The sequence below is a fragment of the Myxococcus sp. NMCA1 genome, assembly GCF_026810205.1.
Classification (GTDB): domain Bacteria; phylum Myxococcota; class Myxococcia; order Myxococcales; family Myxococcaceae; genus Myxococcus; species Myxococcus xanthus_A.
Genome location: NZ_CP113950.1, coordinates 4,493,012 through 4,507,452, shown reverse-complemented (window position 1 = coordinate 4,507,452; position 14,441 = coordinate 4,493,012). Strand labels below are relative to the sequence as shown.

The window sequence follows — 14,441 nt, the reverse complement described above, 5'->3', positions numbered from 1 at the left end:
GCACCCGGCTCAGTCGTCCGAACGCAGCGCCTCGTGCGGAGGCACGCGGGTGACGCGGCGCGCGGGCAGCCAGCTGGCCAGCAACGCCACTGCGGCGAGCAGCGCGGGCACGGCCGCGAAGGTGACGACGTCGAACGCGCTCACGCCATACAGGACACTGGACAGGCTGCGCGCGAGCACGGCGGCGCCGCCAATGCCCAGGACGACGCCGGCCACGGCCATCCGAAGCCCCTGCCCCACCACGCGCCACACCAGATGTTGCCCGGTCGCGCCCAATGCCATGCGGATGCCCAGCTCGCGCGTTCGCTGACTGACCGAATAGGACAACACGCCGTAGAGCCCCACGCCCGCGAGCACCAGCCCCAGCACCGCCAGGGCCACCAGCAGCGAACCCAGCACCTTCGTGTGGCCCAGGCTGGCGTCCACGACCGATTCCAGGGAGCGCACCGGGGCTCTCGGGAGCTCGGGGGCCACGGCGCGAAGCTGATCGCGCAGTACCGGGGCCAGCGCGGCGGCGTCCTGCGAGGCACGCACGGTGAGCAGCATGTGCAGTCCCCAGAGCTGTCCCATGGGGACGAAGGCCTCGCTGGCCGGGGGCGCATCCAGGCTGTTGTGCTGGACGTCCCCCACCACGCCCACGATTTCGCGGAAGGACTCACCGTCGAGCACCAGTTGCACGCGCTGCCCTACCGCGCTCCGACCGGGGAAGTAGCGTCGGGCGAACGTCTCGTTCACCACGACCACCGGCGCGGTGCCCGCCCCATCCCAGGCTTCGATAGTGCGCCCTTCCTTCAGCGGAATGCCCAGGGTGTTGAAGTAGCCGTCGCTGGTGGTGCGGAAGTGGACCAACTCCCGGGAGTCCGCCTGTGATGCCGGCTCGCCCGGCAGCAGCACGGGAGCCAGGCCATTGCGTCCCCACAATGGCACCGTGCTGGACATGCCCGCGGACGTCACGCCTGGAAGCGCGCGCACCCGCTCCAACACGCTGGAGAAGAGGGCCCGTTGGACGGCCTCATCCCGGTACTTCGCCGACGGAAGGGAGAGGTCAACCACCGTGACGCCCTGGGGATTGAAGCCCAGCGGCACCGAGCTCAAGGCATGGACGGTGCGAAGCATCAGGCCCGCGCCCACCAGCGGAATCAGTGCCAGGGCCACCTGCGCGACCACCAGCACCACGCGCCCGCCTTCGCCCCGCGTGGCCCCCGCGCCGCCTCGCAGCCCGCCCAGCGCGCCCCGCGCATCCGCGCGCGACACCCGCAGCGCGGGGACCAGGCCGAAGAGCAGGCTGGTCACCACCGAGAGAACCAGCGCGATGCCCAGGACATTCGGCTGCAGGCGAAGGGCCTCGGCGTCCACGAACTGAGGTGGCATGAGCGCGCGCAGCAGATCCATGCCCCACATCGCCAGGACCAGCCCGGCGGAGCCTCCCACGAGCGCCAACATCCCACTCTCCACCAGGAACTGCCGCACCAGCCGCCCTCGGCCCGCGCCCAGGGCGGCGCGCACCGACACCTCGCGCGCCCGCGCGGAAGCCCGGGCCAGCAACAGGTTGGCCACGTTGGCGCAGGCCACCAACAGCACGAGCGCCACCACACCGGCCAGGAGCCACAGCCGCTCCTGGGAGCCTTCCACCACCTGCGTGTGCAAGGGCACCAGCCGCACTCCGGCGGGCTCCTCCGTGAAGCCCGGCTCGCGCACCAGCGCGGCGCCCAGGACCGTCAGCTCCGTACGTGCCTGCTCCGCGGACACGCCTTCGCGCAGCCGCCCCACCACGCGCAGCCACACCCCTCCGGCCGACTCCTCCGCGGACAAGACCAACGGCTTCCACGCCTCCACGTCCGGTGCGAAGCGGAAGCCCGCGGGCAACACCCCCACCACCGTGTGGAGCTGGTCATCCACCATCAGCGTCTGTCCCACCACGTCCGGGCGGCCACCGAAGCGCCGCTGCCACAGCGCATGCGACAGGAGCAGGCCATTGGCGTTCATGTCCGCGTGGAAGTCCTGCCCTAGCAAGGGCCGCACGCCCAGGAGCGAGAACAAACCCGCTGTTGCCCGCCCCGCGCGCACCCGCTCCAACTCACCGTCACCCGCCAAGGTGATGTCGCGGATCGACAGCCCCTCCAATCCCTGGAACGCGAACGCACGCTCGCGCCATGCCTGGAGTGACTGCAGCGACACGCCCAGCCGCTCGCGCTGGGGCGTCGACTGGTACAGCGTCACCAGTTGCTCCGGCGCCCGGTACGGCAACGGCCGCAGCAGCACCTGGTACACCGCGCTGAAGACGGCGGTGGTGGCGCCAATGGCCAGCGCGAGCGTGGTGATGATGACCAGCGTGAAGGCGGCCTCGCGCCGCATGCGACGCAGGGACAATCGAACGTCCTGAAGAAGCTGGGACATGAAGGCCAGACTCCGCTGCAACTCCAACGCCATCAAACGTCGCGCCTGACACGGCCCTTGGCACACCCGGCTGGGGCGTGATTCGCGTTCGCCTGTGGCACGCGAAATCCCATCATCGGACAAGAGCCCGGACCTCTTCCAACGCGGCCAAAAGAAGCATGGCTCCGCGATGGAACCCGATGCGTGACAGCCCGACCGGGTGGCCATTGCAATATGCGTTACCGGCAATCCCTTACTTCCCTTCTTGACACCCCTGGCGCTGCGTGGCACATATCTGCGCCGACTCGATAATGAAAATCATTCTCATTATCCAATTACAAGCCCAACAAGCGGGCGCAGGCATCCAGAAGGAGGAACAGGGACATGGGAACGCCCACCCGGGTGGCACTCGTCACAGGTGCCGCACAAGGTATTGGCGCGGCGGTGGCGCGTGCGCTGGCGGGTGATGCCCTCATCGCCGCGGTCGACACCAACGCGGACGGCCTGGGCTCCCTCGTGGCCGAGCTTCGGCAGAAGAATCAGCACGCGGTGGCCTACCCGGCCAGTGTGAGCAATGTCGCCGCGGTCGACGCTCTGGTGGAGCGCATCGAACGGGAGCTGGGCCCCATCGAAGTGCTGGCCAACGTGGCGGGCGTCCTGCGCACGGGCCCCATCCTGTCCTACAGCGACGAGGACTGGGCGTTCACCTTCTCCGTCAACACCCTGGGCGTGTTCCAGGTGTCCCGCGCCGTGGCCCGGCGCATGGTGCCCCGGCGCGGCGGCGTCATCGTCACCGTGGGCTCCAACGCCGCCGCCGTGCCCCGCACGCAGATGGCCGCGTACGCCGCCTCCAAGGCAGCCTCCAGCATGTTCACCAAGTGCCTGGGCCTGGAGCTGGCCCCGCACGGCATCCGATGCAACGTCGTGTCCCCCGGTTCCACGGACACCGCCATGCAGCGCGCGCTCTGGGCGGATGACTCCGGCGCACAGGCGGTGATTGCCGGCTCGCCCGAGGCCTATCGCCTGGGCATCCCGCTGCAACGCATCGCCACCCCCGAGGACATCGCCAACGCGGTGCGGTTCCTCGTCTCGGACGCGGCACGCCACATCACCCTGCACGACCTCCGCGTCGACGGGGGCGCGACGCTCGACGCCTGACCCCGCCCTCGCGCAGGCCCACGCCCGCCAAGAAGTTGAGAATGATTACTAGGATCCAATTCATAACCTGCCGCCGAGGCGCCGCCCTGTGGCGCCCTGTGCACGACGCCCGCTGAGCCGAAGGAACAGGAACACCCCATGGGACCGCAGACACTCGCCGCGCAGTTGCTCGAGAGCTACGAGGCTGGCTCTTCGTTCTTCTTCTCCACGCCGCGCCGCACGTTGCTGGCGCGCGGCACCTTCGCCACCGTGCCGCACCAGGGCGGCGCGGATGCCCTGGCGCGGCTCCCCGAGCGCGTGACGGCGGTGCTGAATGACGCGCGTCAGGCCGACCACGACATCCCCGTGGCGGTGGGCGCGGTGCCCTTCGACGGCTCGGTGCCCGCGCAGCTCGTGGTGCCGCTGACGCTCCAGCGCGCGGGGCCCCTGTTGTTCGACAAGGACGTTCCGGTGCAGCGGCCGCTCAGCGCCAGCTACACCGTCCAGCCGGTGCCGGAGCCCGCCGCGTACCTGAACGGCGTCGCGCAGGCGCTGAAGCTGATGCAGCGCGGGCCGCTCCAGAAGGTGGTGCTGTCGCGTTCGCTGCACCTCAACGCCGCCGCCCCCATCGACCTGCGGCAGTTGCTGCGCAACCTCGCGCAGCGCAACCCGTCGGGCTACACCTTCGCCGCCGACCTCCCCCAGCAGGACGGGACCAGCGACGTGGGACTTCGCACGCTCATTGGCGCCAGCCCCGAGCTGCTCGTGTCCCGCTCCGGCTTCCAGGTGGTCGCTAATCCCCTGGCCGGCTCCGCGGCCCGCAGCGCGGACCCTCTGGAGGACCAAGAGCGCGCCGCCGCGCTGCTGAAGTCGCCCAAGGACCTGCACGAGCACGCGGTGGTCATCGACGCCGTCGCGGAGGCGCTGCGGCCGTACTGCAAGACGCTGAACGTGCCCGCCGGTCCGTCGCTCGTGAACACCGCCACCATGTGGCACCTGTCCAGCCGCATCACCGGTGAGCTGGCCGACCCTTCCATCTCCTCGCTGACGCTGGCGGCGGCCATGCACCCGACGCCCGCGGTGTGTGGCTACCCCACGCGGCTGGCGCACGAGGCGATTGGCTCCATCGAGCCCTTCGAGCGCGGCTACTACACCGGCACGGTGGGCTGGTGCGACGCCACGGGTGATGGACAGTGGGCGGTGACCATCCGCTGCGCGGAGGCCAGTGAGCGCACCCTGCGCATCTTCGCGGGCGCGGGCATCGTGGTGGGCTCCACGCCCGAGTCCGAGCTGGCGGAGACCGAGGCCAAGTTCCGCACCATGCTCCACGCCATGGGCCTGGGCCACGGTGCCGGGGTGCAGTCATGACGTCCCCCGCCCTCCCCGGCTGCCCCACCTGGCCGGAGGCGTACGCCGCCCGCTACCGCGAGGCCGGCTACTGGCGCGGCGAGACGTTCGGCCAGCTCCTCCACGAGCGCGCCCAGCGTCACGGCGAGCGGACCGCGCTGGTGGCCGGAGAGCGCCGCCTCACCTACGCCAACCTGGACGCCCGCGTCAGCCAGCTGGCCGCCGGCTTCCATGCCCTGGGCATCCAGGCCCGGGACCGCGTGGTGGTGCAGCTGCCCAACGTGGCCGAGTTCTTCGAGGTCATCTTCGCCCTCTTCCGCCTGGGCGCGCTGCCGGTGTTCGCGCTGCCCGCGCACCGCTCGTCGGAGATTGGCTACTTCTGCGCCTTCACGGAGGCGGCGGCCTACGTCATCGCGGACAAGCAGGCCGGCTTCGACTACCGAACGCTGGCCGAGCAGGTGCGCACCACCTGCCCCACGCTGAAGCACGTCATCGTCGCCGGTGACGCGGGCCCCTTCACGGCGCTGAGCAGCCTGTACGCCGCGCCCACGGCGCTGCCGCCGGGGCCCGCGCCCAGCGACGTGGCCTTCTTCCAGCTCTCCGGCGGAAGCACGGGCGTGCCCAAGCTCATCCCGCGCACGCACGACGACTACATCTACAGCCTGCGCGGCAGCGTAGACATCTGCCAGCTCGACGAGACGAGCGTGTACCTGTGCGCGCTGCCCGCGGCGCACAACTTTCCGCTCAGCTCGCCGGGCGTGCTGGGCACCTTCTACGCGGGCGGCACGGCGGTGCTGGCGCCCAACCCCAGCCCGGACACAGTGTTCCCGCTCATCGAGCGCGAGCGCGTCACCATCACCGCGGTGGTGCCGCCGCTGGCCATGGTCTGGATGGACGCGGCCAAGACGCGCCGGCACCAGCTCGCCAGTCTGCGGGTGCTCCAGGTCGGTGGCGCGCGCCTCAGCACCGAGGCGGCCCAGCGCGTGAAGCCCACGTTGGGCTGCACGTTGCAGCAGGTGTTCGGCATGGCCGAGGGCCTGGTCAACTACACGCGCCTGGATGACCCCGAGGAGGTCATCGTCAGCACCCAGGGCCGGCCCATCTCCCCGGACGACGAAATCCGGGTGGTGGACGAGGACGGCGAAGACGTGGCGCCGGGCGAAACGGGCCAGTTGTTGACGCGCGGGCCGTACACCATCCGCGGCTACTACAAGGCGGAGGCCCACAACGCGAAGGCCTTCACTAACGACGGCTTCTATCACACCGGTGACGTGGTCCGCGTGACGCCCCAGGGCTACCTGGTGGTGGAGGGCCGCGCCAAGGATCAGATCAACCGGGGCGGAGACAAGGTCGCGGCCGAGGAGGTGGAGAACCACCTGCTGGCCCACCCCGACGTGCACGACGCCGCGGTGGTCGCCGTTCCGGACGCGTTCCTGGGCGAGCGCACCTGCGCCTTCGTCATCGCGCGAGGCACGCCGCCCGCGCCCAACGTCCTCACGGCCTTCCTGCGCCAGCGGGGCCTGGCCGCCTTCAAGATTCCCGACCGGGTCGAGTTCGTCGAGGCGTTCCCCAAGACGGGCGTCGGCAAGGTCAGCAAGAAGGCGCTGCGCGACGTGCTCGCCAGCGCTCCCTCCCCCACTCCGGTTTCGCGCGCGACGCGCTGAAAGGACCCACCCCATGGCGCTCCCCGCCATCGCTCCCTATCCCATGCCCGGCGCCGCCGACCTGCCGAAGAACAAGGTCACCTGGACGCCGGACCCCAGCCGCACCGTGCTGCTCATCCACGACATGCAGCGCTACTTCGTGGAGGCCTTCGCGCAGGGCCAGTCGCCCGTGACGGAGCTGGTCGCCAACATCCAAAGGCTGCGCCAGCACTGCACGGCGCTGGGCATCCCCGTCGTGTACTCGGCCCAGCCGGGTGGCCAGACGCCCGAGCAGCGCGGCCTGTTGCTGGACTTCTGGGGCGGCGGCATCAACGGCGGACCGGACCAGAAGCGCATCATCGACGCGCTGACGCCCGCCGAAGGCGAAATCCAGCTCACCAAGTGGCGCTACAGCGCGTTCCGCAAGACGGACCTGATGGAGCAGATGAAGAAGCTGGGCCGCGATCAGATCCTCATCTCCGGAATCTACGCGCACATCGGCTGCCTGCAGACGGCCAGCGACGCCTTCATGAGCGACGTGCGGCCCTTCCTGATTGCCGACGCGCTGGGTGACTTCTCCCTGGCGCACCACCAGCTCGCGCTGAGCTACGCGGCCCAACTGTGCGCCGTCACCACCACCACGCAGCAGGTGCTCGAAGCGCTGGGCCCCGTCGCCACGGCCAGCACGCTCACCCGCGAGCAGGTGCGCGCGGAAGTGGCGGAGCTGCTCCAGGAGTCGCCGGAGGCGCTGGGGGACGACGACAACCTGCTCGATCGCGGAATGGACTCCATCCGGCTGATGACGCTGGTGGAGAAATGGCGGGCCGCTGGCGCGGAGACAACCTTCGTGGAGCTGGCCGAACGGCCGACGCTCGCCGACTGGTTCACGCTGCTCTCCCTGGGCAACACGCCCGCTTCCCGGAACGCCGCGTAGCTCCGCGGTGCGCGAGTCACCTCGCGCCCCTGACGCATGAACACACGGGAGGCCCTGGCGATGGGCGAAACACACGAAGCAGGTTGGCCGCTGTCCGCGGCCCAGCATGGAATCTGGGTCGGCCAGCAGTTCGACCTCACGAGCGCCGTCTACAACGCGGGCGAGTGCATCGAGATCCGCGGGCCGCTCGTCGTGGAGCACTTCGAGTCCGCCTTGCGTCAGGCCATCGACGAGGCGGAGGCGCTCCACGCGCGCTTCGTCCCCGGTGCCTCTGGCCCCGTGCAGTTCGTGCAGCCCCGCGCGTCGTGGCAGTTGCACGTCGCCGACGTCAGCCACACGCCCGCCCCCTGGACCGAGGCCCAGGCCTGGATGCACGAGGACCTGACGCGCACGGTGGACCTGGGTCAGGGCCCGCTGTTCGCGGAAGCGCTGTTCAAGGCGGCGCCGGACCGTTACTTCTGGTTCCAGCGGGCCCACCACATCGCCTTGGACGGCTTCGGCTTCTCGCTGGTGGCCCGCCGCGTGGCGGACCTCTACACGGCCCGGGTGACGGGCAAGCCCGCAACGAACGGGTTCGGCTCCCTCCGTGCCGTCCTCGATGAGGACGCCGCCTACCAGGGGGGCGCGCAGCACGCCGCGGACCGCGCCTTCTGGGTGGAGCGCTTCACCCATGGGCCTACGCCAGTGACGCTCGCGGAGCCCGCGCAAATGTCGCCGCGGTTCGTGCGCCAGACGCGGCACCTGTCGCCCGCGGACCTGGAGCGGATGCAGGCCGCCGCGAAGCAGGCCGGGCTCACGTGGCCGGACCTGGTGCTCGCGGCGACGGCGGCCTGGCTGCACCAGCACACGGGTGCGCCCGAAGTCGTGCTGGGTCTGCCAGTGATGACGCGCCTGGGCTCAGCCGCAATCCGCGTGCCGTGCATGGCCATGAACATCGTGCCGCTGCGCGTCCCGGTGCGGCCCGACGCGGGCTTGTTCGCCATGGCCCGCGACGTAGCGGCGGAGCTGCGCGCCATGCGGCCGCACCTGCGCTACCGCTACGAGCAGCTTCGCCGCGACTTGAAGCGCGTGGGCGGCCAGCGGCGGCTCTTCGGCCCCGTGGTCAACATCATGCCGTTCGACTACGCCCTGCGCTTCGCGGGGATGCCGGCCTTCGCCCACAACCTCTCCGCGGGCCCCGTCGAGGACCTGTCCATCGGCATGTACGCCCGCTCCGACGGCAGCGGACTGCGCGTGGACTTCGACGCGAACCCCGCCTGCTACAGCCCCGACGTCCTGGACGCCCACCAGCGTGGCTTCCTCCAACTGCTGGAGTCACTGTTGGCCGCGCCCGAGCAGGCCGTGCGGGTGGCTCCTGCCCCCGCGCGGCCCTCCATCGCGGATGGCGGTCCCCTGCCGATTCCGCAACGGCCCGTGCTAAAGCTCTTCAAGGAGCAGGCGCGTGCGCGGCCGGATGCCGTCGCGGTGGAGCATGGCGAGCACCGCCTCACCTACGCGGCCCTGCTCCAGTCCGCCCAGGCGCTCGCGGAGCAGCTGCGGGCTGACGGCGCGCGGCCCGACACGCTGGTGGCCGTCTCCCTGCCGCGGAGCATCGACGCCATCGTGGCCACGCTGGGTGTCCTCTTCTCCGGCGCGGGATACCTCCCCGTGGACCCCTTTGGTCCCGAGTCCCGGACGAAGGCCATCCTGGATGACGCCGCGCCACGCCTGACAGTGAGCAGCGCCGTGAAGGACCTCACGGCCGGCATGCCTCCGCAGGCACCCGGGCAGCTCGCGGTGCACAGGCGCCCCGGCCCGGAGCAGCCGGCCACGGCGCCCCAGCCGGGTGCGCCGCTGGCGTACGTCATCTACACCTCCGGCTCCACCGGCCAGCCCAACGGCGTGCAGATTGACCACGACGCCCTGGCCCACTTCGTGGCGGGCGCGACGTTCCGCTACGAGGTGACGTCCGAAGACCGGGTGCTGCAGTTCGCGCCACTGCACTTCGATGCCAGCGTGGAGGAGATCTTCGTCTCCCTGTGCGCCGGCGCCACGCTGGTGCTGCGCACGGACGAGATGCTCCAGTCGGTGCCCCGGCTGCTCGAAGCCTGCGCCACCCATGGCATCACCCTGCTGGACCTGCCCACGGCCTTCTGGCACGAGCTGGCTTACAGCGTGTCCACGGGCGCGGCCCGGCTGCCGCCCTCGCTGCGCACCGTCGTCATCGGCGGTGAGGCCGCGCTGCCCGAGCGCGTCGCCCGCTGGCGGGCCTCCGCAGGTCCCCAGGTCCGGCTGCTCAACACCTACGGCCCCACCGAGGCCACCGTGGTGGCCACCGTCGCCACGCTCAGCGGTGGCCTCGACGAGACGCCCACCGGGGACGACGTGCCCATTGGCCGCCCCCTGCCGGGCGTGCGCGCGGTGATTGCCGACGCGCAGGGCCGCATCGTCCCCACGGGTGAGGAAGGCGAACTCCACCTGCTGGGCGGCGCGCTCGCCCGGGGCTACCTGGGCCGCGAGGCGCTGACGGCCACGCGCTTCATCACGCTCGACGCCCTGCCGGGAAGCCCCCGCGCCTACCGCACGGGTGACAAGGCCCGGCTGCGCGAGGACGGCCAGATTGTCTTCGTGGGCCGCGTCGACGACGAGTTCAAGATCAGCGGCCACCGCATCGACCCGTCCGAGGTCGAAACGGCGCTGCTCGGCCACCCGTGCGTGCGCGAGGCGGCCGTCGTCGGACAGGTGCTCCCCAGCGGCTCGCGCCGGCTGTGCGCGCACGTCGTCACCACGCAGCCCGCGCCCACCGTGGCGGAGCTGCGGCAGCACCTGATGGACAGCCTGCCTGCCCCCATGGTGCCCGGCACGTTCGTGTTCGCGGAGCGGCTGCCACGCACCAGCACCGGCAAGCTGGACCGCGCCGAGCTGCGCCGCCTGCTGCCCACCGAGGAGGTCGCGACCACGACGGCGGGCACCACGGCCCTGGAGCGCGTGGTGATGAAGGTCTGGGAAGAGGTACTGGGCGTGACGACGACGTCCGCGCAGGATGACTTCTTCGACCTGGGCGGCCAGTCGCTCCAGAGCATCCAGGTCGCCAACCGGCTCAGCATCGAGCTGGGCCGCGATATTCCCGTCGCCACCGTCTTCCGCTACCCGACGGCGGCCGGACTGGCCCAGGCACTGGAGCAAGGCACCGACGGCGCCTCTGACGCCGGGGGCCTCACCGAGCGCATGCTCGCCGACGCCGTGCTGTCCGAGGACATCGTCCCCAAGCTCACGGTGCAGGCCGCCGAATCTCCACGGCTGCGTCAAGTCGTCCTCACCGGCGCCACCGGCTTCGTCGGGGCGCACCTGCTCCACCAACTCCTGCGCCAGACGGACGCGCGCGTGGTGTGTCTGGTCCGCGCTCGCGACGAGGCTCACGCCCTGGAGCGCATCCAGGCCGCGCTGGCGTCCCAGCAGCTCTCCCCCGAACACCTGACGGAGCGCGTGGTGGCGCTGCCCTCGGACCTCACCCAGCCCTGGCTGGGCCTGAGTCAGGCGCGCTTCCACGGGCTGGCCTCGGAGTGTGACGCCGTCATCCACAACGCCGCCGTGGTCAGCGTGGTGCGCGAATACGGCAGCCTCCAGGCCGTGAATGTGCGGGGTACCCGCGAGCTGCTGCGCCTGGCCGCCGCGGTCCGCGCCAAGCCCTTCCACTACGTCTCCACTCTGGCCGTGGCGCCGCAGACGGACCTCAGCCCCGACGTCCCGGAGGCCTTCGTGCCCGCGCACCCGGGCCTGCGCGACGGCTACCAGCAGAGCAAGTGGATTGCCGAGCGGCTCGTCGAACAGGCCGGAGCGCGCGGCCTTCCCGTGGCCGTGTACCGGCTGGGCCGCGTGGTGGGTGCGCCCGACAGCGCCATCGTCAACCCGCAGGACCTGGTGTGGCGCATCCTGCTGGCCGGCATCCCCGTGGGCGCGCTGCCCCAGCTCGACGTCGCCGAGGTGTGGACGCCCGTGGACTACGTGGCGGGAGCCATTGTCCGCATGGCACGCGACGCCCGCCCACCCACGGTGTTCAACCTGTGTCCCACGCCCGAGGTGAAGCTCCGTGAGCTGTTCGCGTGGGTCCGTGACTATGGCTACCCCGTGGAACACTGCCCCGTGGGTGAGTGGCGCAACCGCGTGGCCGAGCGCGCTGGCACCGGGGAGAACCAATCCACGCTCGCCTTTTTCGACCTGCGCTCGGGCACGGACGTGCCCGCGTTTGGTCTGGGCCCCATCCGTTGTGAGCGGGTCCATCAAGCGCTCGAGGGAACGGGCATCACCTGCCCGCCCACGGACCGTGCGCTGCTGTACCGATACCTCGATTACTGCATTGCGCGGGGCCTGCTGCCGCCCGTGCCCGCAACCCGCCTGCCAACCGAAACGGCACTCCCGTGACGAACCCCACCTGGACGCCAGACTCCTGGCGGCACAAGCCCGTCAAGTACATGCCGGAGGACTATCCGGACGCGCAGGCCCTGGCCCAGACCGAGGCCGAGCTGTCCCGCCTGCCTCCACTCGTCTTCGCGGATGAGACGCGCCGGCTCACCTCCCGGCTCGCCATGGTCGCCGAAGGCAAAGCCATCCTGCTGCAAGGCGGCGACTGCGCGGAGAGCTTCAAGGAGTTCACCACCGACAACATCCGAGACACCTACCGGCTGCTGCTGCAGATGGCCATGGTGCTGACCTTCGCCGGCAACCGTCCGGTGGTGAAGGTGGGCCGCATCGCCGGGCAGTTCGCCAAGCCGCGCTCCAGCCCCATGGAGACGCTGGACGGCGTCACCCTGCCCAGCTACCGCGGGGACATCATCAACGGCATGGAGTTCGACGCCCAAGCGCGAACGCCAGACCCGCGCCGGCTGCTCAAGGCCTATCACCAGTCCTCCGCCACGCTGAACCTGCTGCGCGCCTTCGCCCAGCGCGGCTACGAGGAGCTCGCCGAGCCCCAGCGCTGGCCCCAAGGCGGCATCAACCGCTTGCTGGCGGACCGCATCCTCGAATCCCTGTCGTTCATGCGGGCGCTGGGAGTCAGCCCGGAGCCTCGCAGCAGCTCCAATGCCATCGACTTCTTCACCAGCCACGAAGCCCTGCTCCTCAACGTGGAGGAGGCCATGACGCGCGCCGAGCCCGACGGCGGCGGCTGGTACGACGCGTCCGCGCACATGCTGTGGATTGGCGAGCGCACCCGCCAGCTCGACGGTGGCCACGTGGAGTTCATGCGCGGCATCCAGAACCCCATTGGCATCAAGTGTGGCCCCACCATGGAGCCCGACGAAGTGCTCCGGCTGATGGACCTCCTCAACCCCCAGGGCATCCCGGGCCGCATCACCCTCATCGGACGCTTCGGCGCGGACCTAGTCGCGGAGCGGCTGCCCCGGCTCATGGCCGCCACCCGCAGGGATGGGCGTCCCGTCATCTGGTCCATCGACCCGATGCATGGCAACACCCACAAGGCCGGCAATGGCTACAAGACGCGCTCCTTCGACCGCATCCTCACGGAGGTGTGTGGCTTCATGGACGCGGCCGCAGCGGAGGGCGTCCACCCGGGTGGCCTGCACCTGGAGATGACCGGGCAGAACGTCACCGAATGCCTGGGCGGTCCCCAGCCCGTGACGGAAGACGACCTCTCCAGCCGCTACCACACCCACTGCGATCCGCGGCTCAACGCGGACCAGGCCCTTCAGTTGGCCTTCCTGGTCGCCGAATCCATGCCGTCCCTTCGCACGCACGAAGCCCGTGCGGCCTGAATCGCAGGAGCCTTTCGTGACCGCCTCGTTCTCACCGCGACAGGAGCGTCTGCTCATCCTGCTGCTGGCGGGCGTGCAGTTCACCCACCTGCTGGACTTCATGATCGTCCTGCCGTTGGGTCCGGAGTTCATGCGGCTGTTCAGTCTGTCAGCCGCGCAGTTCGGAACGTTGGTGTCCTCCTACACGTTGGCTTCCGCCGCCATGGGCGTGCTGGGGCTCGCGTGGGTCGACAGGTTTGGCCGCAGAAGCACGTTGCTGGTCATCCTGGGGGGGTTCATCACGGCCACGCTGGCCTGCGGCGCGGCGCAGAGCCACGCGTGGCTGCTGGTGGCCCGGAGCATCGCTGGAGGATGCGCGGGCCTCATGGGCGCGGTCATCATGTCCATCATCGCGGACACCATCCCCGGTGAGCGCCGGGGCCGGGCCATTGGCACGGTGATGTCATCGCTCGGGCTGTCCGCGGTGGCGGGTGTTCCGCTGAGCCTGGGCATGGCCAACCTGCTCGGCTGGCGCGCGCCCTTCTGGGCCATTGGCATCCTGGGGGCGCTCCTGTGGTTCGGGCTGTTCGCCGTGCTTCCGCGGCTGGATGCGCACGTCGCCACGGGTTCGGAGCGTCAGGCGCCTGCCGTCACGGCGCTCTTCACGCCGGGCTTCGCGCTGGGCTGGCTGCTGACGTTCAGCGTCGCCTTCTCCAGCTTCTTGCTGATTCCGTACCTGAGCGCGTTCATGGTCGGGAACCTCGGGCTGAAGCAGACCGACCTGCCCTGGGTGTACCTGGCTGGCGGCGCCGCCACGCTGCTCGCGGCGCGTCAGGTGGGCCGCTGGGTGGACCGGTTCGGCCCCGCCCGGGTGCTCGGGCTGCTGCTGGTGGGCACCATGGTGCCGCACCTGGGCTTCACACACCTTCCCGCCTCTCCGCTGCCGGTGGTGATGGTCGCCTTCGTCCTCTTCATGTCCCTGACGTCCACGCGGCCCATCCCCACCATCGCGTTGATCTCCGCGAAGGTGCCGCCACCGCTGCGCGGGCGATACATGGCCATGAACATGGCCGCCAGTGACGGCGCCTCCGGGCTCGCGGCGTGGGCCAGCGGCCTGATGCTGGCCACCACGCCTGGCGGTGAGCTGGTGGGCTTCGGGCTGGCCGGATGGCTCGCCGTGGGCGTCACCACCGTCTCGCTCTTCATCCTCTGGACCTTTGGCCGTAGCGCCGTCCCGCTCAACGCGGCGCCCACGCCTCGATGAATCGCAGTCTC

General features: G+C 70.6%; 8 protein-coding genes. 7 read left to right on the top strand and 1 reads right to left on the bottom strand.

What is annotated here, in order from left to right:
• Positions 1 to 9: 9 nt before the first annotated feature.
• Positions 10 to 2,397, bottom strand: a complete 2,388-nt coding sequence (locus OZ403_RS18920; protein WP_268784772.1) for an ABC transporter permease — start codon at positions 2,395 to 2,397, stop codon at positions 10 to 12.
• A 363-nt stretch (positions 2,398 to 2,760) separates the two neighbouring features.
• Here OZ403_RS18920 and OZ403_RS18915 point away from each other — a divergent pair, with 363 nt between their 5' ends.
• From OZ403_RS18915 to mxcK, 7 genes are all read left to right on the top strand, one after another.
• On the top strand, positions 2,761 to 3,534 hold the full coding sequence (locus OZ403_RS18915) for a 2,3-dihydro-2,3-dihydroxybenzoate dehydrogenase (RefSeq protein ID WP_140854908.1): 774 nt from the start codon (positions 2,761 to 2,763) through the stop codon (positions 3,532 to 3,534).
• A gap of 138 nt (positions 3,535 to 3,672) precedes the next feature.
• Positions 3,673 to 4,881, top strand: a complete 1,209-nt coding sequence (gene dhbC / locus OZ403_RS18910) for an isochorismate synthase DhbC (protein ID WP_268784771.1) — start codon at positions 3,673 to 3,675, stop codon at positions 4,879 to 4,881.
• Positions 4,878 to 6,524 (top strand): (2,3-dihydroxybenzoyl)adenylate synthase, encoded by a 1,647-nt coding sequence (locus OZ403_RS18905; RefSeq protein ID WP_268784770.1) that lies wholly within the window; start codon positions 4,878 to 4,880, stop codon positions 6,522 to 6,524. The genes dhbC and OZ403_RS18905 overlap by 4 nt, the downstream gene beginning before the upstream one ends.
• 13 nt (positions 6,525 to 6,537) lie before the next feature.
• Complete coding sequence (locus OZ403_RS18900; protein WP_140798454.1) at positions 6,538 to 7,437, top strand: isochorismatase family protein; 900 nt, start codon at positions 6,538 to 6,540, stop codon at positions 7,435 to 7,437.
• 60 nt (positions 7,438 to 7,497) lie between these two features.
• A complete protein-coding gene (gene mxcG / locus OZ403_RS18895) occupies positions 7,498 to 11,838 on the top strand; it encodes a myxochelin non-ribosomal peptide synthetase MxcG (RefSeq protein WP_268784769.1) in 4,341 nt (1,446 codons plus the stop codon).
• Positions 11,835 to 13,187: a class II 3-deoxy-7-phosphoheptulonate synthase gene (locus tag OZ403_RS18890; protein WP_268784768.1), complete on the top strand. Its 1,353-nt coding sequence runs from the start codon at positions 11,835 to 11,837 to the stop codon at positions 13,185 to 13,187. The genes mxcG and OZ403_RS18890 overlap by 4 nt, the downstream gene beginning before the upstream one ends.
• Before the next feature lie 16 nt (positions 13,188 to 13,203).
• Positions 13,204 to 14,430 carry a myxochelin export MFS transporter MxcK gene (gene mxcK, locus OZ403_RS18885; protein ID WP_161604893.1) on the top strand — a complete coding sequence of 409 codons (1,227 nt, stop codon included), beginning with the start codon at positions 13,204 to 13,206 and terminating at the stop codon, positions 14,428 to 14,430.
• The last annotated feature ends 11 nt before the right edge of the window (positions 14,431 to 14,441 follow it).